At 72.2% G+C, this 22,463-nt stretch carries 20 protein-coding genes; 13 read left to right on the top strand and 7 right to left on the bottom strand.

Going from position 1 to position 22,463, the window contains the following annotated elements; all coding sequences use genetic code 11:
• The first annotated feature begins 6 nt into the window (after window positions 1-6).
• Genes JT723_RS16275 through JT723_RS16285 form a run of 3 tightly spaced genes read left to right on the top strand, consistent with a single transcriptional unit; the run spans window position 7 to window position 4,355 of the window.
• Entirely contained in the window at window positions 7-834 is an 828-nt protein-coding gene (locus JT723_RS16275; protein WP_205045332.1) for an ABC transporter ATP-binding protein, read from the top strand.
• The gene (locus JT723_RS16280) at window positions 831-3,746 is read left to right on the top strand and encodes an FtsX-like permease family protein (protein ID WP_307794005.1); all 2,916 of its coding nucleotides are present in this window, start codon (window positions 831-833) and stop codon (window positions 3,744-3,746) included. The genes JT723_RS16275 and JT723_RS16280 overlap by 4 nt, the downstream gene beginning before the upstream one ends.
• Before the next feature lie 45 nt (window positions 3,747-3,791).
• The gene (locus JT723_RS16285; protein ID WP_205045333.1) at window positions 3,792-4,355 is read left to right on the top strand and encodes a bacterial proteasome activator family protein; all 564 of its coding nucleotides are present in this window, start codon (window positions 3,792-3,794) and stop codon (window positions 4,353-4,355) included.
• Window positions 4,356-4,399: 44 nt separating this feature from the next.
• Here JT723_RS16285 and JT723_RS16290 read toward each other — a convergent pair whose 3' ends face one another.
• Window positions 4,400-6,109 (bottom strand): protein kinase domain-containing protein, encoded by a 1,710-nt coding sequence (locus JT723_RS16290; protein WP_205045334.1) that lies wholly within the window; start codon window positions 6,107-6,109, stop codon window positions 4,400-4,402.
• Window positions 6,110-6,405: 296 nt separating this feature from the next.
• On the opposite strand from JT723_RS16290, the gene JT723_RS16295 reads away from it, so the two are divergent.
• Window positions 6,406-8,010: a protein kinase domain-containing protein gene (locus tag JT723_RS16295; RefSeq protein WP_205045335.1), complete on the top strand. Its 1,605-nt coding sequence runs from the start codon at window positions 6,406-6,408 to the stop codon at window positions 8,008-8,010.
• A gap of 11 nt (window positions 8,011-8,021) precedes the next feature.
• Here the strand turns inward: JT723_RS16295 and JT723_RS16300 are convergent, their stop codons facing one another.
• Entirely contained in the window at window positions 8,022-9,056 is a 1,035-nt protein-coding gene (locus tag JT723_RS16300; RefSeq protein ID WP_205045336.1) for a phosphotransferase, read from the bottom strand.
• A 119-nt stretch (window positions 9,057-9,175) separates the two neighbouring features.
• Entirely contained in the window at window positions 9,176-9,838 is a 663-nt protein-coding gene (locus JT723_RS16305) for a response regulator (RefSeq protein ID WP_251513314.1), read from the bottom strand.
• A gap of 406 nt (window positions 9,839-10,244) precedes the next feature.
• Here JT723_RS16305 and pdhA point away from each other — a divergent pair, with 406 nt between their 5' ends.
• The 7 genes from pdhA (at window position 10,245) to JT723_RS16340 (ending at window position 16,716) form a co-directional block, all read left to right on the top strand.
• A complete protein-coding gene (gene pdhA, locus JT723_RS16310; protein ID WP_205045338.1) occupies window positions 10,245-11,426 on the top strand; it encodes a pyruvate dehydrogenase (acetyl-transferring) E1 component subunit alpha in 1,182 nt (393 codons plus the stop codon).
• Window positions 11,427-11,428: 2 nt separating this feature from the next.
• Window positions 11,429-12,406: an alpha-ketoacid dehydrogenase subunit beta gene (locus JT723_RS16315; RefSeq protein WP_205045339.1), complete on the top strand. Its 978-nt coding sequence runs from the start codon at window positions 11,429-11,431 to the stop codon at window positions 12,404-12,406.
• A gap of 18 nt (window positions 12,407-12,424) precedes the next feature.
• Window positions 12,425-13,801: a dihydrolipoamide acetyltransferase family protein gene (locus JT723_RS16320; protein ID WP_205045340.1), complete on the top strand. Its 1,377-nt coding sequence runs from the start codon at window positions 12,425-12,427 to the stop codon at window positions 13,799-13,801.
• A gap of 109 nt (window positions 13,802-13,910) precedes the next feature.
• Window positions 13,911-14,105 (top strand): hypothetical protein, encoded by a 195-nt coding sequence (locus tag JT723_RS16325; RefSeq protein ID WP_033175480.1) that lies wholly within the window; start codon window positions 13,911-13,913, stop codon window positions 14,103-14,105.
• A 9-nt stretch (window positions 14,106-14,114) separates the two neighbouring features.
• Window positions 14,115-14,648 (top strand): GNAT family N-acetyltransferase, encoded by a 534-nt coding sequence (locus JT723_RS16330; protein WP_205045341.1) that lies wholly within the window; start codon window positions 14,115-14,117, stop codon window positions 14,646-14,648.
• 83 nt (window positions 14,649-14,731) lie between these two features.
• The gene (locus JT723_RS16335; RefSeq protein WP_205045342.1) at window positions 14,732-15,403 is read left to right on the top strand and encodes a GntR family transcriptional regulator; all 672 of its coding nucleotides are present in this window, start codon (window positions 14,732-14,734) and stop codon (window positions 15,401-15,403) included.
• Window positions 15,400-16,716, top strand: a complete 1,317-nt coding sequence (locus tag JT723_RS16340; protein ID WP_205045343.1) for an MFS transporter — start codon at window positions 15,400-15,402, stop codon at window positions 16,714-16,716. Before JT723_RS16335 ends, JT723_RS16340 begins: the two co-directional genes overlap by 4 nt.
• Window positions 16,717-16,776: 60 nt before the next feature.
• On the opposite strand, the gene JT723_RS16345 is transcribed toward JT723_RS16340, so the two are convergent.
• Window positions 16,777-17,601 carry a maleylpyruvate isomerase family mycothiol-dependent enzyme gene (locus tag JT723_RS16345; RefSeq protein WP_205045344.1) on the bottom strand — a complete coding sequence of 275 codons (825 nt, stop codon included), beginning with the start codon at window positions 17,599-17,601 and terminating at the stop codon, window positions 16,777-16,779.
• A 134-nt stretch (window positions 17,602-17,735) separates the two neighbouring features.
• Here JT723_RS16345 and JT723_RS16350 point away from each other — a divergent pair, with 134 nt between their 5' ends.
• A complete protein-coding gene (locus JT723_RS16350; RefSeq protein ID WP_205045407.1) occupies window positions 17,736-18,536 on the top strand; it encodes a carbon-nitrogen family hydrolase in 801 nt (266 codons plus the stop codon).
• A 254-nt stretch (window positions 18,537-18,790) separates the two neighbouring features.
• On the opposite strand, the gene JT723_RS16355 is transcribed toward JT723_RS16350, so the two are convergent.
• On the bottom strand, window positions 18,791-19,276 hold the full coding sequence (locus JT723_RS16355; protein ID WP_205045345.1) for an LURP-one-related/scramblase family protein: 486 nt from the start codon (window positions 19,274-19,276) through the stop codon (window positions 18,791-18,793).
• Between the two features lie 40 nt (window positions 19,277-19,316).
• Here JT723_RS16355 and JT723_RS16360 point away from each other — a divergent pair, with 40 nt between their 5' ends.
• Window positions 19,317-21,152 carry an NHL domain-containing thioredoxin family protein gene (locus JT723_RS16360; RefSeq protein ID WP_205045346.1) on the top strand — a complete coding sequence of 612 codons (1,836 nt, stop codon included), beginning with the start codon at window positions 19,317-19,319 and terminating at the stop codon, window positions 21,150-21,152.
• A 19-nt stretch (window positions 21,153-21,171) separates the two neighbouring features.
• Here JT723_RS16360 and JT723_RS16365 read toward each other — a convergent pair whose 3' ends face one another.
• Together JT723_RS16365 and JT723_RS16370 are read right to left on the bottom strand one after the other, a co-directional pair.
• On the bottom strand, window positions 21,172-21,408 hold the full coding sequence (locus JT723_RS16365) for a hypothetical protein (protein ID WP_205045347.1): 237 nt from the start codon (window positions 21,406-21,408) through the stop codon (window positions 21,172-21,174).
• A 45-nt stretch (window positions 21,409-21,453) separates the two neighbouring features.
• Entirely contained in the window at window positions 21,454-22,437 is a 984-nt protein-coding gene (locus JT723_RS16370; protein ID WP_205045348.1) for a helix-turn-helix domain-containing protein, read from the bottom strand.
• Between the last annotated feature and the right edge of the window lie 26 nt (window positions 22,438-22,463).

Below are 22,463 nucleotides of genomic sequence, written 5' to 3' on the forward strand. Positions count from 1 at the left end.
GTCCTGATGTCCAGTCAGCCCACACCACAGGAAGAGCCGTCAGAACGGCCCCAGCGGTCCCAGCGGTCCGAGCCGAAGCGGCCTGCGGGCGCGGCGGAGCCCGACCGCACCGGTGAACCCGTCCTCAGCCTCGAAGAGCTGACCCGGGTGCACGGGACCGGTGCGGCCGAGGTGCACGCGCTGCGCGGTATCGACCTGGACGTGCACGCGGGGGAGCTGGTCGCGGTGATGGGGCCTTCGGGGTCGGGGAAGTCCACCCTGCTGACCATCGCCGGCGGCCTCGACCTGCCGACGTCCGGCCGGGTCGTGGTGGAGGGCACCGATCTGACCACCGCGGGCCGCAAGGCCATAGCGGCCCTGCGGCGGCGGAGCATCGGCTATGTCTTCCAGGACTACAACCTGATCCCGGCGCTCACGGCGGCGGAGAACGTCGCACTCCCCCGCGAGCTGGACGGCGTCCGCAGCCGCAGGGCGCGCAGGGAAGCCGTCGCCGCGCTGGAGGAGTTCGGGCTGGCGCAGCTCGCGGACCGCTTCCCCGACGAGATGTCGGGCGGTCAGCAGCAGCGGGTGGCCATCGCCCGGGCGCTGGTGGGGGACCGCCGCCTGGTGCTCGCCGACGAGCCGACCGGTGCGCTGGACTCCGAGACCGGTGACGCGGTGCTCGCGCTGCTGCGGTCCCGCTGCGACGCGGGGGCGGCGGGGGTCCTGGTCACCCACGAGCCGCGGTTCGCCGCCTGGGCGGACCGGGTGGTCTTCCTGCGGGACGGCTCAGTCGTGGACATGACCCTGCGCTCCTCCGCGGAGTCGCTGCTCGCGGGCGGAGCGGCCCAGTGAGCGGGCGGGCGGCACCCTCGGTGCCGGGCGTGGGGCGGCTGCACGCCTGGCGGGCGGCGATCAGGATCGCCCGCAGGGACGCCGTGCGGTACAAGGGGCGCAGCCTGCTGGTGCTGGCGATGATCGCACTGCCGATCATGGGTGTGACCGCGGCCGACGTGACCATCCGCAGCTCGCAGCTGACGACGGCGCAGAAGGCCACCCGCGACCTCGGCGCGGCGGACGCCCGGCTCAGGGACGCGGGCCAGGGTCCGCAGCCGGTGTACCAGGCGCCGGTGGACGGCGGTGTCGTGGCGGTGGACGACGATCCGCAGGGGAGGTCGGCGGGCGAGGCCGGCGTCACGCAGGAGGACGGTTCCGTCGTCACCTCGGACGGGGTGCCGGCGCCGGTCGATCCGCTGGTAGCGGCGCCGCCCGGCGCCCGGGTGCTCAGCGACACCTCCGGCTATGCACCGGTCAGGACGAAGTTCGGGCTGCTGGACGTCGAGGTGCGGGAGCTGAAGGCCGCGGACCCGCTGGCAGCGGGGATCACCGAGCTGGTCAGGGGCCGCTTCCCGACCGCGCAGGACGAGATGGCCGCGACGACCGGCTTCCTCAAGAACAGCGGGCTGCACGTGGGTTCACAGGTGCTGGTCCGCGGGTTCGACCGCACCTACACGGTCGTCGGCGCCTACGACCTGCCCAGCCAGCTGGACGCGGAGCAGCTCAACGCGCTGCCGGGGGCCTTCCTCGCGCCCTACGACGCGACGCGCAGCCAGGTGGACAAGCTGATGCAGCCCGCCACCCCGACCTATCTGGTCGCGGTGCGGGGCGACTTCACCTGGGACATGGTCAAGCAGGCCAACACCCGTGGCGTCTACGTCGATTCGCGGGAGGTGCGGCTGCACCTGCCGGCCAGGTCGGACGTGCCGATCTACACGACGGCCTTCGGCCGGTCGTCGGTGCTCTACGACAGCGGAGGCAAAGCGCAGGCCATCGCCGCCGGGGTGACGATAGGGGGCTTGAGCATGCTGGAGATCTGCCTGCTGGCAGGTCCGGCCTTCGCCGTCGGAGCACGCCGCTCGCGGCGACAGCTGGGCCTGGTGGGCGCCAACGGCGGCGACCGCAGGCACATCAGGGCGATCGTGCTCTCCAGCGGCCTGGTGATCGGGGCGGCCGCGGCCATGGTGGGCACGCTGCTCGGGGTGGTGGTCACGGTGCTGCTGCGCGGGACGCTGGAGGGCTATGTCGGCCAGCGGTTCGGCGGGTTGACGCTGCGGCCGCTGGAGCTGGCGGGGGCCGGCGCGCTCGCGGTGCTGACCGGGGTGCTGGCGGCCATAGTGCCGGCGGTCACCGCATCGCGGCAGAGCGTGCTGGCCTCGCTGACCGGGCGGCGCGGAATGCGCCGGGCGAACCGTGTGCTGCCGATCGTGGGGTTCTACCTGCTGGCCCTCGGCGTCGGGGTGGTCTTCTACGCGACGATGCACAGCGACACCAGCTACACGGCGGCGGGCGGGGCGGCGCTGGCGGAGTCCGGTCTTGTGATGATGACCTCGGCGATCATCGGGGCCTTCGGCAGGCTCGGCCGGTGGCTGCCGCTGGCACCGCGGCTGGCGCTGCGGGACGCGGTGCGCAACCGGGGGCGTACGGCTCCTGCGGTGGCGGCGGTGCTCGCCGCGGTGGCCGGGTCCGTGGCGGTGGCGACCTACTCGGCCAGCTCGGCGCAGGAGGAACGCCAGGCGTACATCGCGCAGTTGCCGCGCGGGGAGGTCGCGGTCGGGGCGGTGGGCGAGACGGCCGGGGACCTGGGGCAGGTGCGGGCAGCGGTGGAGAAGAACTACCCGGTCAGCGGCCGGGTGGACGTCTCCCGGCTGTACGTGGGGCCGGATTCCTGCACCAGGCAGGTGGCCGAGCCCGGCTGCGGGCGGGTGGACCTGGTGATGCCGCAGCGGAACAAGTGCCCCAGCGACAGCGATCCGGGCGTCACGGGGATGACCCCGGAGCAGCGGGAGGCGATGGCGTACGACTGGCGCTGCAGGGGACCGGCCAGCCTGTCGGCACTGCCGCTCGACAACGGTGTGGTGGTGGGCGGCCCCGCGGTGCTGCATGTGCTGGGGGTCCGCGACGGCGCAGCCGAGCAGGCGCTGGCCCGCGGCGAGACGGTGCTCTTCGACCGGGGTTACGAGGACCACGGCAGCCTGAAATTGATGGTGATAGCCGATGTGACGAAGGAGCCGCAGGACGGATCCGATCCGACCGGGCCGGTCAAGGCGGTGCCCGTGCACCTGGCAGCGGCGAGGGTCCCCTACGGGGTGACGGCCGTCGTACCGCAGAAGGCGGCGGCTTCGCTGGGCCTGCGGACCACACCGCTGGGCTCGTACTACACGACGACGCAGATGCCGACCGGGAAGCAGCGGCAGGCGCTGAACTCCGACGTGGCCAAGATCGGCACCGAGACGACGGTGTATCTGGAGCGCGGCTACATCAGCGACGGCAATCTGATCCTGCTGGCGCTCACGCTCTTCGCAGGCGTGATCACGATCGGTGCCGCCGGGATCTCCACGGGACTGGCGCAGACCGACGCCGAGCCGGACCTGAGGACGCTCGCGGCGATAGGCGCGGCGGGGCAGGTGCGGCGGACGCTGTCCGGCTTCCAGTGCGCGGCGGTCGCGGCGATGGGGGTGGTGCTGGGCTCCGTGGCGGGGGTGCTGCCGGCCGTGGCGCTGCGGCGGGCCGACCTGCACCGGCGGCTGGACGAGTACCACCGGGCGCTCAGGAGCGGGTGGGGCGACGTCATGGTGCCGCATGTACCGGTGGTGGTGCCGTGGGGGACGCTGGCGCTGCTGGTCGTGGCGGTGCCGTTGGGTGCGGGTCTGCTGGCGGCGGCGGTCACCAGGTCCCGTCCGGAGCTGGGCAGGCGGGCCGAGGGATGAGGGGGCACGGACCCGGCGGGGACGGGGGTGCGGGACAATGGCCATATGGAGATGCCGATGAACGAACGGTCGCCGGATAGCTCACAGAATCAGCAGGTCCTGGTCGTCGGACCGGACGGGATGTCCCTGGGGGGTGCGCTGGGGGGCGACGGCGAGGAGGGTCGTGAGATCCCGGTGACGGAGATGGTCGAGCAGCCGGCGAAGGTGATGCGGATCGGCAGCATGATCAAGCAGCTCCTGGAGGAGGTGCGGGCGGCACCTCTGGACGAGGCCAGCCGGGTGCGGCTCAAGGAGATCCACGCCAGCTCGGTGAAGGAGCTGGAGGCGGGTCTCGCGCCGGAGCTGGTCGAGGAGCTGGAGCGGCTGTCGCTGCCCTTCACCGACGACAGTGTGCCGAGCGAGGCGGAGCTGCGGATCGCGCAGGCGCAGCTGGTGGGATGGCTGGAAGGGCTCTTCCACGGTATCCAGACCGCGCTGTTCGCCCAGCAGATGGCGGCCAGGGCGCAGCTCGAGCAGATGCGCCGGGCGCTGCCGCCCGGCGCGCTCGGCCATGACGAGGAGCAGGAGGCCGGGCACCCGGGTTCCCGCTCGGGCGGCCCGTACCTCTAGCCCGTACGTCTAGCCCCTGCCTCCCGCCCGTACCACCAGCGAGATCAGCTGGCGCCCTTGCCCGTGGACACCCAGATGGTGATCTTCTGGCCGGAGTGGATGTCGAAGTCCTCCAGGGACTTCGGCGTCTGGGCGGTGATGGTGCCCTTGCCCCACTGCTGCTCGTCCATGGGCTTGATCTCGTAGGGCCAGTTGGCGGCCTTCATGCAGGCCACGGCGGAGTCCACGTAGATCGAGGTGAAGTCGGGCATCGTCATGATGTTGGGCTTGCCCGGGTTGATCAGGTCGTTGTGCGCCTTGGTGCACTCGGTCGACTCGATGGTGCGGCTCTGGTCGCCCTGGACGACGGCGTCGGTCGGGCTGGGCGTCGAGGAGCCCGTTCCGGTCGCGGTCACCGGCGGGGTGGTCGTCGAGTCGGCGGACGGGTCGCCGCCCCCGCCCCCGGACATCGCGATGAGGATCGAGACGACGACGATCACGGCGACGGCGGCGACCGCCGCGCCCACGATCAGCGGGGTGTTGCGCTTGCGCCCGCCGCCACCGGGACCCGCGCCCATGCCCGTGCCGGGCGGCCGGCCGCCCATGTGCTGCTGCGGCACGGACTGGTGCGAGGGCGGGGCGCCCATGCCGTAGGCGGCGCTCGGCGGCGGGGTCTGCGGGGCGGCGCCCTGCTGCGGGTAGCCGTAGGCGGACGGCGGCGGGGTGGACGGGCCAAAGCCCTGCGGCTGCGGTGTCGGCGCGTACGGGGTGTGCAGCTGCGGCGGCGGGGTGTGGACGGGACCCTGCGTGGAGGGGAAGACGGCGGCGGCGACGCCTTCGCCGCGGTTGCCCGCGGACGGGTCGCCGGAGATCAGCGGCATCGTGTTGCGCGTGGTGGCCGCGAGCACCCGGTCGGTCTCGTCGTGCATGGAGTCGGCGGTCGGGAAGCGCTCGGCCGGGTTCTTGCGCAGGGCGCGGGCGACCAGGGCGTCGACGGCCGGGGTGAGGGCGCGGTTGAAGGAGCTGGGCGCCGGGGGCGTCTCCTGCACGTGCTGGTACGCCATCGCCAGCGGCGAGTCGGCGTCGAAGGGCAGCCGCCCGGTGAGCAGTTCGAAGAGCATGCAGCCGACCGAGTACAGGTCGGAGCGCTCGTCGACGCCGCGGCCCAGGGCCTGTTCCGGCGACAGGTACTGCGGGGTGCCGACGACCATGCCGGTCTGGGTCATCGAGGTGACCCCGGACTGCATGGCGCGCGCGATGCCGAAGTCCATGACCTTGACGATGCCGCGCCGGGTGACCATGACGTTGCCGGGCTTGATGTCCCGGTGGACCAGGCCCATTTCGTGGCTGACGGCGAGGGCGGCGAGCACGTCGCCGACGATTTTCAGCGCTTTGTCGGCGGGCATGGCGCCGTGCTGGGCTATGTCGGCGGCGAGGACGTCGCCGAGCGGCTGGCCCTCGACGTACTCCATGACGATGTAGGGGACGACCTGCCCGTCGATGGTGTCCTCGCCCGAGTCGAAGACCGAGACGATGTTGGTGTGGTTGAGCTTGGCGACGGACTGGGCCTCGCGGCGGAAGCGCTCGCGGAAGGACTGCTCGTGGCCGAGATTGGTGTGGAGGGTCTTGACGGCAACCGGCCTGTCCAGCACGGTGTCATGTGCCAGGTGCACCGACGCCATGCCGCCTTGGCCGAGCAGGTCGCGCAGCACGTACCGCCCACCGCCGACCGAGCGTCCCGTGTACCCGCCGCCCTGCGTGGCGTCCCCGCTCATCAGTACCGCTACCCCCATGAAGGTCCAACGGGAAGACACTCGTCCCCGAGCTTGCCCGCCAAGTCTGGCCGATCGCGCGAGCACGTCAAGTTCGTTGACCATCTCGTCACCTGATGCGCATCGGGCGCGCACAGAACGCGGAACTTTCGCAAGTATCCGGATCGGCCCGTCAAACGCGGGTAAGCGGCGAGCGTGGCAGACCAGGGACGTGGACGTGCTCCGTGGGCGGCGGCCGAAAGCGGTACGGTGGCGCACCAGACGAAGCACGAAGCGATGGCGAACGACGGCGAGGACTGATGGTCGACCCGAATGAGACGGCCGGCAGCAGCGATGTGTCCACCGGCGCGCGTGCGGCGTCACCTGAGGCGGCACGCCGGACCTCACGTGAGACGTCAGGGGAGTCCTCGGGCCAGTGGGGCGTGGGCTCCTTCGTCGGCGAGGGCCGCTACCGGCTGACCGGGCGGCTCGGCCGCGGCGGCATGGCCGAGGTCTTCGCGGCGGAGGACGTACGGCTCGGGCGGATCGTCGCGGTCAAGCTGCTGCGCGGCGACCTCGCCGAGGACCCGGTCTCCAAGGCCCGCTTCACGCGCGAGGCGCAGGCCGTCGCCGGCCTGAACCACCACGCGGTCGTCGCGGTCTACGACTCGGGCGAGGACAGCACCGCCACCGGCACCGTCCCCTACATCGTGATGGAGCTGGTCGAGGGCCACACGATCAAGGACCTGCTGACCGGCCCGACCCCGCCGCCGGTCGACCAGGCGCTGCTGATCGTCTCGGGTGTGCTGGACGCGCTGGCCTACAGTCACCAGCACGGCATCGTGCACCGGGACATCAAACCGGCCAATGTGATCATCACCACGGGCGGTGCGGTCAAGGTCATGGACTTCGGCATCGCCCGCGCCCTGCACGGCGCCGCGAGCACCATGACGCAGACCGGCATGGTCATGGGCACCCCGCAGTACCTCTCGCCCGAGCAGGCGCTCGGCAAGTCCGTCGACCACCGCAGCGACCTCTACGCCACCGGCTGCCTCCTGTACGAGCTGCTGGCGCTGCGCCCGCCCTTCGTCGGCGAGACCCCGCTGTCCGTGGTCTACCAGCACGTCCAGGACGAGCCGCGGCTCCCCTCGCAGGTCAGCGACCGGGTGCCGCCCGAGCTCGACGGCCTGGTGCTGCGCGCGCTGGCCAAGCAGCCGGAGGACCGCTTCCAGAGCGCCGAGGAGATGCGCGGCGTCGTCGGCTACGCCCACCAGGCGCTGACCCAGCAGGGCGGCTGGACCGGCGGCATGTGGAACACCGGCGCGGTCACCGCGGTCCTCCCGCAGCGCTCCGGCCCGGGCGGCGGCACGCACCACCCCGACGGCCGCAGCGGCAGCACCGCCGAGCTGGGCCTGCCGCTGGTCCCCGGCGTGGTCGGCGGCACGGACAGCAAGGGCAGCGGTTACGACGACGGCTACGGCGGCGGGCACGGCGCCGGCGGCGGCCAGGGCGGCAACCGCTGGCTCAAGCCGGTGCTCTTCGCGGTCGCCGCGGTGCTGGCCGTGGTGCTCGGCGTCTACCTGGCGACCAAGTCCAACGGCAACGGCGGCGGCCACACCCCCGCCGACACCAGGCCGCCCGCCTCGGTGGAGCAGACGGACAACCCGCCGACCGACTCCCAGCCGTCGGACGAACCGACCGGCGAGCCGACCGACACCGGCGAGCCGAGTTCCGGCCCGACGACGACGCCGCCGACCCCGACGAACAAGCCGACGACGACACCGCCGACCACCCCGCCGACGAGCAAGCCGCCGACCAGCAAGCCACCGACGAGCCAGCCGCCCACGAGCCAGCCGCCGACCAGCAAGCCGCCGACGAGTGAGCCGCCCACCCCGACGGACACCCCCACCGACAACGGCAACTGAGCCCGCGCGCCCTACCCCGCGAAAGCGTCGAGCACCGCCTCGTACTCCCCCGTCCACCACACGGCCAGTGCCGAGGCGGCGGGGAAGAGCGGGTCGGAGCGGCGGTCGTGCCGCTCGTAGCGCCAGTGCAGCATCCAGAAGTCGTTGAGCCGCTCCCACCACACCCGGTGGACGGCGGCGGCCACCTCCGGCTCCCCCGCCCCCGAGGCGAGCCGGTACGCCCGCGCGTAGGCCCGTACCTTGCGCAGGTCGAGGCGTCCGTCGGCGGGGTGGACGAAGAAGATGGCGGCGGCGCGTACCGCCTCCTCGGCGCGCGGCTGGACGCCGAGCCGGTCCCAGTCGACGATCGCGGCGGGTTCGTCGCCGCGGTAGAGCAGGTTGAGCGGGTGGAAGTCGCCGTGCACCCAGCCCTGGACCCGGGCGTTCGGCGCCGGGTCGGGCGGCCTGCGGTGGGCGTGCCGGCGCAGCAGGTCGCCGCGTTCGAGCAGCCGGTGTTCCGCGAGCCCGTCGAAGTCGTCGTGCGGGCGGTGGGCGCGGACCAGGGCGAGCAGCCGGGCGATGTCGGCGTGTGTGGCGTCGGGGTCGGCGCTGGGCCGCGGGCCTGCGGCGGGCGGCGGCTGGACGCGGGCGAGCCCGGTGTGCACCCGGCCGAGCAGGGTGCCGAGCCGGCGGGACTGCCCGGCGGTCAGTTCGGTGCCCTCGCGGTGGGTGCCGTCGATCCACGGGAAGAGCGCGTAGCCGTGGCCGCCGAGCAGGGTGACCGTACGGCCGTCGGTGTCGGGGAGCGGGGCGGCGGCGGGCAGGCCGAGCCGGGCCAGGCCCCGGGTGGCGCGGTGCTGGCGCGCGATGAGGGCGGGTTCCGCGGTGTCGGGGGCGACGTACTGCTTGAGGAAGTAGCGGCCCTTGGTAGTGGTCACCCGCCATCCCCGGTTGAGCAGCCCCCGGGGGACGGCCTCCCAGGTCAGCGGCTCGCCCGCGTCCTCGTACCGGTGCAGCAGGGCGGTCAGCGAAGCCCGCTCGTGCGGCTCCGTCGCCGTGCCCGTCACGTGCCACAGCGTAGATCACCAAGAGCGGCCGTCCGGGCGGGGTGGCGCCACCCCACCCCGACCTGCTAGGCGCACCCGCGCACAGCCTTCTCAGCGCACCCGTGAACGGCCCCGCAGGGCTATGGCATCGGCCTGGTCAGCCGTGCCGCGTACGCCTCCGCCTGCGTGCGCCGCTCCATGCCGAGCTTGGCGAGCATCCCGGACACGTACTTCCTGACGGTCTTCTCCGCCAGCCCGGTGCGCTCGCCGATCTGCCGGTTGGTGAGGCCTTCGCCGATCAGGTCGAGCAGCCGCCGCTCCTGGTCGGTGAAGTCGGCGAGCCGCTCCTCGTGCTCGCTGCGGGCGCCGCCTTCCCGCAGGCGTTCGATGACGCCCGCGGTGGCGGCCGGGTCGAGCAGCGAGTGGCCGGCGGCGACCTCGCGTACCGCGCTGATCAGGTCGTCGCCCTTGATGACCTTGGGGACGTAGCCGGCGGCGCCGGCCATGACCGCGTCGAAGAGGGCCTCGTCGTCGGCGAAGGACGTGAGCATCAGGCACTTCACCGAGTCGTCCTGGGAGCGGATCTCCCGGCATGCCTCGACGCCGCTGCCGTCCGGCAGCCGCACGTCCAGGACGGCGACGTCGGGATGGGCGTCGGGGACCCGGCCCATCGCCTCGCCGGCGCTGGCGGCCTCGCCGACGATCTCGATCGACGGGTCGACCGACAGCAGGTTGTTGACGCCTCGGCGGACCACTTCGTGGTCGTCCAGGAGGAATACCCGTATGTGTCCGTTTTCGCTCACCTGCCCAGCCTCGCACTCCCGGCCCGGGTCCGCCTCCCGCACCGCGGCGCTGCATGCCGCCGCCGCTCCCGTCACCCCCGCGCCCCCCCCGGGCGGCCCCTTACGTATGTCCGGCATCCGAGATACGGTGCCGTTGTCCCGGTGGCCTGCGACAACGGCGCCGTGCCCTCAATTTACTAGGAAATCCAAGCAAAACCGCAGGTCGGACGGCTTCGCGCGAATGCGGGACTTCTGGGTAACGTCTGTATTGCAGGCCTTCGCCGGGACACTGTCACGCCTGGCTCGGCCATGCCGCACACACCCCGTGCGTCCCGCCGGACCAGGTGCGCCGCCCCCCGAAACCGTGGGGGAGGCCCCATCCTGCTCCCCGGCAGATCCCGGGGGCCGGACAGACGGAGGAGCGAACGTGAGCGTGAAGAGCACTGCCGCTGGGGATTCCCCCGCCAAAGGCAGGGGGCGGACGACGACCCGCGGCACCGCTGCGAAGCGCCGTGCCGGCGAGCCCGGACTCGTACAGCTGCTGACCCCGCAGGGCGAGCGGGTCGAGCACCCGGACTACGCGATCGACGTGACGCCGGAAGAGTTGCGCGGCCTGTACCGCGACATGGTGCTGACCCGCCGTTTCGACGCCGAGGCGATCACCTTGCAGCGCCAGGGCGAGCTGGGCCTGTGGGCCTCGCTGCTGGGCCAGGAGGCCGCGCAGATCGGCTCGGGCCGGGCGACCCGCCCGGACGACTACGTCTTCCCGACGTACCGCGAGCACGGCGTGGCCTGGACGCGGGACGTGGACCCGCTCAACCTGCTGGGGATGTTCCGCGGGGTCAACCACGGCGGCTGGGACCCCAACGAGAACAACTTCCAGCTCTACACCATCGTGATCGGCTCGCAGACGCTGCACGCCACGGGTTACGCCATGGGGGTGGCCAAGGACGGCGCCGACGCCGCCGTCATCGCCTACTTCGGCGACGGGGCCTCCAGCCAGGGCGATGTCGCCGAGGCCTTCACCTTCGCCGCGGTCTACAACGCGCCGGTGGTCTTCTTCTGCCAGAACAACCAGTGGGCGATCTCCGAGCCGACCGAGAAGCAGTCCCGGGTGCCGATCTACCAGCGCGCCGCCGGCTTCGGCTTCCCCGGCGTGCGGGTCGACGGCAACGACGTGCTCGCGGTGCTCGCGGTCACCAGGGCCGCCCTGGAGCACGCCCGCAGCGGGCAGGGGCCGATGCTGGTCGAGGCGTTCACCTACCGGATGGGCGCGCACACCACGACCGACGACCCGACCCGCTACCGCAGCGACGAGGAGCGCGAGGAGTGGGCGTCCAAGGACCCCATCGCGCGGCTGCGGACCTACCTGGAGCGCGAGGGCATCGCCGGCGAGGCCTTCTACGCCGAGGTCGAGGCGGAGAGCGACGCGCTGGCCAAGCGGGTGCGCGAAGGGGTCAGGAACATGCCGAACCCCGGCACCATGGCGATCTTCGAGAACGTCTACGCGGACGGCAGCTCCCTGGTCGACGAGGAGCGCGCGCAGTTCGTCGAGTACATGTCGTCCTTCGAGTCCGGGGACGTCGCGACCGCGGGAACGGGGCACTGATCATGACGCAGACGATGGCAGTGGCCAAGGCCCTCAACGAGTCCCTGCGCAAGGCGCTGGAGAACGACCCCAAGGTCCTCATCATGGGTGAGGACGTCGGCAGGCTCGGCGGTGTCTTCCGCATCACCGACGGCCTGCACAAGGACTTCGGCGAGGGGCGGGTCATCGACACCCCGCTCGCCGAGTCGGGCATCGTCGGCACCGCGATCGGCCTGGCGCTGCGCGGCTACCGGCCGGTGGTGGAGATCCAGTTCGACGGCTTCGTCTTCCCCGCCTACGACCAGATCGTCACGCAGCTGGCCAAGATGCACGCCCGTGCGCTCGGCAAGATCAAGCTGCCGGTCGTCATCCGCATCCCCTACGGCGGCGGCATCGGCGCGGTGGAGCACCACAGCGAGTCGCCCGAGGCGCTGTTCGCGCACGTGCCGGGCCTGAAGGTGGTCTCGCCGTCCAACGCCTCCGACGCGTACTGGATGCTGCAGCAGGCGATCGAGTGCGACGACCCGGTGATCTTCTTCGAGCCCAAGCGGCGCTACTGGGACAAGGGCGAGGTCGACGTCTCCGCGCTGCCCGGCGACCTGCACCGGGCGGTCGTCGCCCAGCAGGGCACGGACCTGACGCTGGCGGCGTACGGGCCGATGGTGAAGGTGTGCCTGGAGGCGGCGGCAGCGGCGGCGAACGAGGGCCGTAGCCTGGAGGTCGTGGACCTGCGCTCGCTCTCGCCGATCGACTTCGACACGGTCGAGGCGTCGGTGAAGCGGACCGGCCGACTGGTCGTCGTGCACGAGGCCCCGGTCTTCTACGGCGCCGGCGCCGAGATCGCCGCGCGGATCACCGAGCGCTGCTTCTACCACCTTGAGGCGCCCGTGCTGCGGGTCGGCGGCTTCCACGCCCCCTACCCGCCGGCCCGCCTTGAGGAGGAGTACCTGCCGGGCCTGGATCGCGTACTCGACGCCGTCGACCGCGCGCTGGCGTTCTGAGGGAGAGTTGTGACGACCATGACCGTACAGGCACAGCGCTTCCGCGAATTCCGGATGCCGGACGTCGGCGAGGGCCTGACCGAGGCCGAGATCCTCAAGTGGTACGTGGCGGTGGGCGACGCCGTCACCGACGGCCAGGTGATCTGCGAGGTCGAGACGGCCAAGGCGGCCGTCGAACTGCCCATTCCCTACGACGGGGTGGTCAGCGAGATCCGCTTCGAGGAGGGGACGACCGTCGACGTCGGCACCCCGATCATCGTGGTGGACGCAGGGCCGTCGGCCGAGGGCGCGGGCGAGGCGGCGCCCGCCGCGGAGCCGCAGGCCGCGCAGCCGGCGGAGCCCCCGGCCGCACCGGCCGTCAAGCGCGAGGCGGTGCTGGTGGGTTACGGGGTCGCGCCGTCCTCGACCACGCGCCGCCCGCGCAAGCAGGCGGCGCCGGTGAACGGTACGGCCGCGGCGGCCGCCCCCGCGCCCCCCGCCCCCGTGTCCGCGGAACGCCCGCTGGCCAAGCCGCCGGTGCGCAAGCTCGCCAAGGACCTCGGCATCGACCTGGCCACGGTGGTGCCGACCGGACCGAACGGCGTCGTGACCCGGGAGGACATCCGGGCCGCCGCCGCACCCCCGGCGACGCTGCCGCAGGCCGCGGCGCCCGCGCAGGCCGCGCCCGCCACCGCACCGGCCTTCGCGCCGGGCGGGCGGGAGACCCGTACGCCCATCAAGGGCGTGCGCAAGGCCACCGCCCAGGCGATGGTGGCCAGCGCCTTCACCGCCCCGCACGTCACGGAGTTCGTGACCTTCGACATCACCAGGACCATGAAGCTGGTCCAGGAGCTGAAGGAGGACCGCGCCTTCACCGGGCTCAAGGTCAGCCCGCTGCTGCTGGTCGCCAAGGCCCTGCTGGTCGCGATCCGCCGCAATCCGCAGGTCAACTCGGCCTGGGACGAGGCGGCGCAGGAGATCGTCCACAAGTCCTATGTGAACCTCGGGATCGCCGCGGCCACCCCGCGCGGCCTGATCGTGCCGAACATCAAGGACGCGCAGGACAAGACCCTGCCGGAGTTGGCGGCGGCACTCGGCGAGCTGGTCGCGACCGCCCGCGAGGGCAAGACGTCGCCCGCCGACATGCAGAACGGCACGATGACGATCACCAACGTCGGCGTCTTCGGCGTCGACACCGGCACGCCCATCCTGAACCCCGGGGAGTCGGCGATCCTCGCCTTCGGCGCGGTCAAGCTCCAGCCGTGGGTCCACAAGGGCAAGGTCAAGCCGCGGCACGTCACGACGCTCGCGCTCTCCTTCGACCACCGCCTGGTCGACGGCGAACTCGGCTCGAAGGTGCTCGCGGACGTGGCCGCGGTCCTGGAGCAGCCCAAGCGGCTGATCACCTGGGCCTGACGCCCGGTATCCGACGCAGGAGCGGGGGTTTCCGGCGGACATACGTCCGGGAGCCTCCGCTTCTGCGTGTTTACCCCGTTTCCCGGGGGAATTGTGCTGCTATCGGCGCATGGTCGTCTCTGTCTCCGTCGTCCTGCTGCTGGTCGTCATCGCGGCACTCCTGATGCACAACAAGAACCTCAAGGTCAGCCACGCCATCGTGTGCGGTCTGCTGGGGTTCTGCCTGGCCGGCTCCAGCCTGGCCCCCACCATCCAGTCCACCGTCGCCTCGACCGCCGATCTCGTGAGCACCATCCGTCCGTAGGATGAACGGATGAGCGATCTCGATCAGGTGTCCCTGCGCCCCGTCACCGAGGACGACCTGCCCCTGCTGGGCGGCATGCTGGCCAGTCCCGAGACCCGGGCGCCCTTCCAGTGGTTCGGCTGGAGCGACCCCGGGAAGACGGTGCGCACCTTCGAGGAGAACGGCCTGCTCGGCCCGGACAACAGCATCCTCATGGTGGACGCGGGGGACGAGACGCTCGGCTTCGTGTCGTGGCGCAAGATCGACGTCGTCCACTCCTACTTCTGGAACATCGGCGCCCTGCTGCTCCCCGAGGCCCGCGGCCGCGGCATCGGCACCCGTGCCCAGCAGCTGCTGGTCCGCTACCTCTTCGCCCACACCCCGGTCGTGCGGATCGAGGCGGACACGGAGGCGGACAACATCCCCGAGCAGCGCGCCCTGGAGAAGGCCGGCTTCACGCGCGAGGGCATGATGCGCAGCGTCGTCTTCCGCGACGGCAAGTGGCGTGACGCCTGCCTCTACGCCATCCTCCGCGACGACCTGACGGAGGCCCCGGCCCGGTAGTACGGACCCGGCCCCGACAGCTGCCGTCCGCATGGCGGATGGCCTGTCGGGCGCCCGCTTGTTGTATCTATGATGTGCGCATCATGGATGCAGGAATCGTGGCGACCCCGGTCGCCGTCAAGTCGCCGCCCGCCGCCGAGCGGGTCTATCTGCACGTCAAGGCGGGGGTGCTGGACCGCAGCTACGAAGGCGGGACGCTGCTGACCGAGGGCGACCTCGCCGAGGCCGTCGGGGTGTCGCGCACCCCGGTGCGCGAGGCGCTGCTGCGCCTGGAGGCGGAAGGGCTGCTCAAGCTCTACCCGAAGAAGGGCGCCCTGGTGCTGCCGGTCTCCGCGCAGGAGATCGCCGACGTCGTCGAGACCCGGCTGCTGGTCGAACAGCACGCGGTGGCCAAGCTGGTGGGCGCGCTGCCCGAGCCGCTGGTCACGCGCCTCGAGGAACTGCTGGCCGAGCAGCGCGGCCACGCCGCCACCGGCGACCTGGCGGCCTTCGCGGTCGCCGACCGCTGCTTCCACGCGGAGATCGTGCGCGCGGCGGGCAACCGTATCCTCGCCCAGCTCTACGACCAGCTGCGGGACCGGCAGTTGCGGATGGGCGTGGCCACGATGCACGCCGAGCCCAGCCGGGTCGCCAAGAACATCGCCGAGCACAGCGAGATCCTCGACGCGCTGCGGCAGGGCGGCGCCCGCCAGGCGGAGGCGGCCGTGCGCCGGCACCTGTCCCGGGTCAACACCCTGGCCCGGGGCGAGTCGTGACGGCCAGGAGCCTGCCGGGCGACCCGCCGGGCGGCAAGCGTGCCGTCCTGGTCTGGGGCGTCGGCACCATGGTCTACCTGGTCGCGGTGGTACACCGCACCAGCCTCGGCGTGGCGGGCATCGACGCCGCCGACCGCTTCCACATCGGCGCGTCCGCCCTGTCGTCGTTCTCGATCCTCCAGGTGCTGGTCTACGCCGGCATGCAGATACCCGTCGGCCTGCTCGTCGACCGGCTGGGCACCAAGCGGGTGCTGATGCTGGGCGCGGTGCTCTTCACCAGCGGCCAGCTGGCCTTCGCGCTGTCGCACTCCTACGGCATGGCGCTGGCCGCCCGTGCGGTGCTGGGCTGCGGCGACGCGATGACCTTCGTGAGCGTGCTGCGGCTCGGCTCGCGCTGGTTCCCGGCCCGCCGCGGGCCGATGATCGCGCAGGGCGCTGCACTCTTCGGGGTGGCGGGCAACCTCGTCTCGACGGTCGCGCTGTCCCGGCTGCTGCACTCGGCGGGCTGGACGCCGACCTTCCTGGGTACGGCCGTCGGCGGCGCCTTCGTGCTGCTGCTGGTCGCCCTCTTCCTCAAGGACCACCCCGAGGGCTACGAGCCCGCGCCGGCCGAGCACTCGGGGCTCGCCTTCGTACGGCGGCAGATCGCCGCGTCCTGGGCGGAGCCGGGTACCCGGCTCGGCATGTGGACGCACTTCACCACGCAGTTCTCCGGCATGGTCTTCCTGCTGCTGTGGGGCCTGCCCTACCTGGTCGAGGACCAGGGGCTCGGGCGCGGCACCGCCGGCAGCCTGCTGACCCTGGTGGTGCTGGCCAACATGGTCTTCGGCATGGTCTTCGGCCAGCTGATCTCCCGTCACCGCGGCGCCAGGATGCCGCTGACGCTCGGGGTGATCGGGGCGACCGCCGCGATGTGGGCGGTGGTGCTCGGCTGGCCCGGCGGGCAGGACCCGACATGGCTGCTGGTGCTGCTGTGCGTGGTGCTCGGCGCCTGCGGCCCCGGCTCGATGATCGGTTTCGACTTCGCCCGCCCGGCCAACCCGCCCGAGCGCTTCGGCACCGCCTCCGGCATCGTCAACATCGGCGGCTTCACCGCCTCGATGCTCACCCTGCTGGCCGTAGGGGTGCTGCTGGACGCCACGGGCGACAACTACCGGGTGGCCTGGAGCAGCGTCTTCGTGCTGCAGGCGGTCGGCACCGTGCAGATCCTGCGGCTGCGCCGGCACAGCGAGCGCCTGGAGCGCGAGCGCATCGCGGCCAGCCGGGTCGAGAGCGTCCACCGCTCGTCCGCCGCTGCGGGCAGCGGGGCCTGACGGCAGGACCCGGGCCGTCCGCGACGCCCCGGGTCCGCTGCTCGACAGAACGTCAGAACGTCAGCGGGTCACCGCGATGTGCTGCAGGATCGCCTCGGCCAGTGCCGCGTCACCCTCGGTCTTGAGCCGGTCGGCCACCGCGGCGGGCCGCACCCGGCCGGTGAGCAGCCGCAGGAAGGTCTCCCAGTCCAGGGCGAAGGTCACCGCGGGGCCGAGCGAGACCGCGGAGTCGATGGTGCCGCGGCCCTCCGCGTTGACCCGTACCGTCCGCATGAACTCCAGCGGCCCGTGTACGTCGAAGACCACTGCGGAGCCGGGCTTGGCGCCCGCGTCGTGCGCGACCAGCTTCGGCAGCGATCGCAGGACGTAGTCGCGGGCCAGCACGGCCGCGGCCGACGCCAGGTTGCCGGGCTTGCCGAGCGCCCGGCGCAGGTCCTGCTCGTGCACCCAGACGTCGAAGACCCGGCTCCACAGCTGCTCCTCCAGCGCGATCTCGCCGCCGCCGATCGAGCGCACCTCCGCGTCCGGCTCGCGCGACTCGTTGCGCAGCTGCCGCGACCTGCGGATGATCGTGTACTCCAGCTCCGAGGTCATCTCCGGGGCGGTGTGGTGCCGCCGGATGTCCACCGGGACCTCGGTGTAGCGGGCGGTCTCGCTGGTGATGTGCCGCAGATCGCTGGGGAGTGTGTGGATCGGGCGCGGATCGCCGAGCAGTTCGCACTCGAAGCCGATGATGTGGGAGACGATGTCGCGGACCGACCAGTAGGGGCACTCCGTGGGACGGTTCCACTCCCCCTCGGCCAGTGGGGACACCAGTTCGTTGATGGATTCTATGGAGTGGGTCCAGGCGTCGATGTACGGCTGGAGCTTGCTGTGGACGGTCACGGGACCCCTCGACGGATCGGTGCGCGGTCGTGGTGGTTGGCGCCTAAGTTACGCTGCGCGCGGGCGCCCACGCAGTGCTTTCGAGTGACGATGGTAGGCCCGGCTTGACGACCCAACGTATGGGCGGTGTCCAGGTGCGCGCAACGCTTCTCCAGATCGAGGTCGACCCGGCCGAGACGGCCGCCGACCGGCGGCGCCGTGCGGCCGCTCTCGTCCGCGCCCAGGCGGGTGCGGATCTCGTCGTGCTGCCCGAATTGTGGCCGGTCGGTGCGTTTGCCGCCGACGACTTCGCCAAGGAGGCGGAGCGGGCCGGCGACGGTCCCACCGCCGAGGCGATGAGCGCCGCCGCGCGGGACGCCGGGGTGTGGCTGCACGCGGGTTCGGTGGTCGAGCGCGACCCGTGGCCCGACGGGCAGCTCTACAACACCTCGCTGCTGTTCGCGCCGGACGGCGCCCTGCACACCACCTACCGCAAGATCCACCGCTTCGGCTTCGACCGGGGCGAGGCCGTCCTGATGGCCGGCGGCTCACACATCGTCACAGCGGCGCTGCCGCACGCCGTTCTGGGGCTGGCGACGTGTTACGACCTGCGCTTCCCCGAGCTCTTCCGCGGGCTGCTGGACGCCGGCGCCGGGATCCTGGTCGTCCCGGCGGGCTGGCCGGCCCGGCGGCTCGCGCACTGGCGGGTCCTGGTGCAGGCCAGGGCCATCGAGAACCAGGCGTATGTGCTGGCCTGCGGCACCGCCGGTACGCACGCGGGTGTGCCCCAGGCGGGGCACAGCATGGTCGTCGACCCGTGGGGCACGGTCCTCGCCGAGGCAGGCCCCGGCGAGGAGGTCCTCACCGCCACCCTCGACCCGGACCTGGTCACCTCCACCCGCTCCGACTTCCCGGTCCTCCGCGACCGCGTCCTCGGGCTCCCGCCCGTGAGCTGACCGCCCCTTGCGGTGCATCGCCTGCCTGCGGCGCCATCGTGGCTGGTCGCGCAGTTCCCCGCGCCCCAGGTGATTGCCACCTGCGGTGGGCTTGCACCTTTCGGTGGGTGGGTGATTGGGCGCGCAGTTCCCCGCGCCCCTGAAAACGCTCGCCCTCCCCCGAGAGGGCACCCCCCAGGGGCGCGGGGAACTGCGCGACAAGCCATAGGACGGGGGAAGGTCCCGGGACCGGGGGAAGGGGCACCCCGGAGGGGCTACTCGTCCTTCGCCGACAGGCGGTCCGTGCAGATCGCCACCGCGATGAGGAGCGCGACGTCGGCGTCAGGGCGCTCGACGTCGACGGCATAGGCGTCGCGCAGGGTGAACCACTTCCGGGAGACGCGGGCGAGGCGCTCGCCGTCGTACTCGATGTCGAACTCCTTGCCGATCAGGTCCCCGCGGATCTCCAGCTCCTCGCCGCTTGCCAGCTCCGCCCGGTAGACCTCGCGCACCAGAGCGAGCCGCTTCTTGCGGACGGTGACCAGGACCTGGCCGTCCCGCTCGATCGTCATGGCGTCCCGCAGCGACATCAGCTTCTTGTGGATGACGGCGAGCACCGCCCCTGACGGGTCCTGGATCTCCAGGGTCTCCCGCACCGTGAGCACCTTGCCGTCGACGTAGAAGGCACGCCGTCCTTTCTCGTCCTCGATCCAGTAGTCGTCGCCGATGGCGAACATTTTCTCCTGCACCACGTATTTCATGGGGGAATGCGTACCCCCGGTGATGCTGTTGGATGGGGATATGACTGCACGTGCACGCGTCCGGGCGCCCGAGCTGATCGGCAAGGGCGGCTGGCTGAATACGGGCGAGGCCGCCCCCACCCTCGCGGACCTGCGCGGATCCATCGTGATCCTGGACTTCTGGACCTTCTGCTGCGTCAACTGCCTGCATGTCCTCGACGAGCTGCGCGAGCTGGAGGAGCGCCACCGTGACACGGTGGTGATCGTCGGCGTTCACTCTCCGAAGTTCGTGCACGAGGCGGAGCACCAGGCGGTGGTGGACGCCGTCGAGCGCTACGGGGTGCACCACCCGGTGCTGGACGACCCCGAGCTGGCCACCTGGCGGCAGTACGCGGTCCGCGCCTGGCCGACGCTGGTGGTGATCGACCCCGAGGGCTACGTGGTCGCGCAGCACGCGGGCGAGGGGCATGCGCACGCCCTGGAGCAGCTGGTGGCGGAGCTGGAGGTCGAGCACGGCGCGAAGGGCACGCTGCGGCGCGGCGACGGCGTGTACGTAGCGCCGGAGCCGGTCGCGACCGACCTGCGCTTCCCCGGCAAGGTGCTGGCGCTGCCGGGCTCGGGCCACTACCTGGTGTCGGACTCGACGCGGCACGCCCTGGTGGAGCTGGCCGCCGACGGCGAGACGGTGGTCCGCAGGATCGGCACCGGCGAGCGCGGCTTCGTGGACGGCGACGCGGACAGCGCGCGGTTCAGCGAGCCGCAGGGCCTGGCGCTGGTGCCGGACGGCAGCGTGATCGTCGCGGACACCGTCAACCACGCGCTGCGCCGCCTGGACCTGGACAGCGGCCGGGTCACGACGGTGGCCGGCACCGGCCGGCAGTGGTGGCAGGGCTCGCCCACCAGCGGCGCCGCGCGCGAGGTCGACATGTCCTCGCCGTGGGACGTGGCCTGGTTCGAGGACCGGGTGTGGATCGCGATGGCCGGTGTGCACCAGCTGTGGACGTACGACCCGGCGGCGGAGACGGTGCAGGCCGCGGCGGGCACCACCAACGAGGGCCTGGTCGACGGCCGGGCTGCGGACGCGTGGTTCGCGCAGCCCTCGGGGCTCGCGGCGGCGGGCGAGCGCATGTGGGTCGCGGACTCCGAGACCTCGGCGCTGCGCTGGGTCGAGCGGGCCACCGACGGCGACGGCTACGTGGTGCGCACCGCGGTCGGCACGGGCCTGTTCGACTTCGGCCACCGCGACGGTCCGGCCGGCCAGGCCCTGCTCCAGCACCCGCTGGGCGTCACCGGGCTGCCCGACGGCTCGGTCGCGGTCAGCGACACGTACAACAACGCGCTGCGCCGCTACGACGCGGTGACCGGCGAGGTCAGCACGCTGGCCACCGACCTGCGCGAGCCGTCGGACGCGGCCGTGGTCGAGGGCGACATCGTCGTGGTGGAGTCGGCCCGGCACCGGCTGACCCGTATGCACCTGCCGGAGGAGGCGGTACGGGTCGAGGCCGTCGCCCACCGCACGCAGCGGGCCGCCACCGATGTCGCGGCCGGCGCCTTCCGGCTCGACGTGGTCTTCTCCGCGCCGTCGGGGCAGAAGCTGGACGAGCGCTACGGCCCCTCGACCCGGTTGCTGGTCTCCGCGACCCCGCCCGAGCTGCTCGCGGAGGGCGGCGGCAAGGGCACCGACCTCTTCCGCGACCTGGTGCTCGACCCGTCGGTGTCCGAGGGCGTGCTGCACGTCTCGGCGATGGCGGCGTCCTGCGACGACGACCCGGCCAACGAGTACCCGGCGTGCCATGTGCACCAGCAGGACTGGGGTGTCCCGGTGCGGCTGACCGACACCGGGGACACCCGGCTCGCCCTGGTGCTGGCGGGGATGGACACCCCGCAGTCCGACTAGTGCGACCGGTACGGCGGGCTCACAGCCGCCGGTCGGTGTAGTAGCGCTCCTCGACCACCGGCGGCACGTCGCCGTCCGCGGTCGGGGGGATCCGGCGGCGCTTGAAGATGCTGACGTAGGCGGCCATGCCGATCACGCCCACGGCCATCATGATCAGGCCGAGCAGGTCCATGTTGACGCCCTTGGCGTGCCAGTCCGTCGCGAAGGTGATGACCGCGCCGACGGCGATCAGGATGATGCACCCTCCGATACCCACGATGTCCGCCTCCAGAGGTGGAGTTGAGTGGTCCTCACGGACCGCCTACCCCGCGCCGCCGGTCGAAACATCGGCCCCGTGGCGGCAGTCGGTGGGTGTGCTGCCGTAGGCGGCGCGGAAGGCGCGGGTGAAGGTGGCGTGGTCCTTGAAGCCCCAGCGGAAGGCGATCACGTGCACCGGGGTGGCCGCCAGCGCCGGGTCGGCGAGGTCGCGGCGGGCGCCCTGCAGCCGGTGGTCGCGGATGTAGGAGGCCACCGTGGTCCCCTCGGTGCGGAAGAGCCGGTGCAGGTGGCTGCTGGAGATGTAGTGCGCGGCGGCGACGCTCGCCGGGGTCAGCTCCGGGTCGTGCAGATTGCGCCGGATGAAGGCCTTCACGTGCAGCACCAGCGTCCTGGTCCTGGTCTCGGGGGGAAGGGCCGAGTCGGCGTCGGTGACGCTCGCGAAGAGCGTGCTGACCAGGTCGCTGAGGACCCCGCCGAGGCGGGCGGCGTCGGCGGGGCCGTACGGGGAGCCGTCGGCCGTGACCCGGGTGACGAACTGTGCGAGCAGCGCCCCGACCCCCTCGCGCCCCGACATGCACTGCCCGACGGCCTGCTGGACCTTGCGCCAGGGCAGGCTGAGCTGCGCCCTGGGCACCTCGATGCCGATCATGGAGATCGGCCCCTCCGCGGTGACGATCTCATATGGCCGCGAGGTGTCGTTGGTGTGGAAGTCGTAGTCGCTGTAGTGCGCCTGCGTCCTGCCCCAGGTCGCGACCGCGTTGCCGTTGAGCACCAGCGAGAGGTGGCCGTGCTCGGGGTCGGACTGCCGGATCATCTTCGGGGTGCGCAGGAAGACCAGCTGCGGGAAGACGGCAGGCCACAGCGTCACCTCGCCGAGGCTGATCAGCCGCATCTGCGCGCGGAAGTCCGCCTGGTGCGTGCTGGTCAGCCGCATCGGCGCGTGCGTGCGGCTCAGCAGGTCCTGCCATGCGCCGAACCGCTCGGCCTGCGGTAAGTCCTCGCTCCTGAACAGCGTCTCGCTCAGCATGTCCCACCCCCGGGGTCCCGACGGCG

It is taken from the genome of Actinacidiphila bryophytorum (genome assembly GCF_016916835.1).
GTDB lineage: Bacteria > Actinomycetota > Actinomycetes > Streptomycetales > Streptomycetaceae > Actinacidiphila > Actinacidiphila bryophytorum.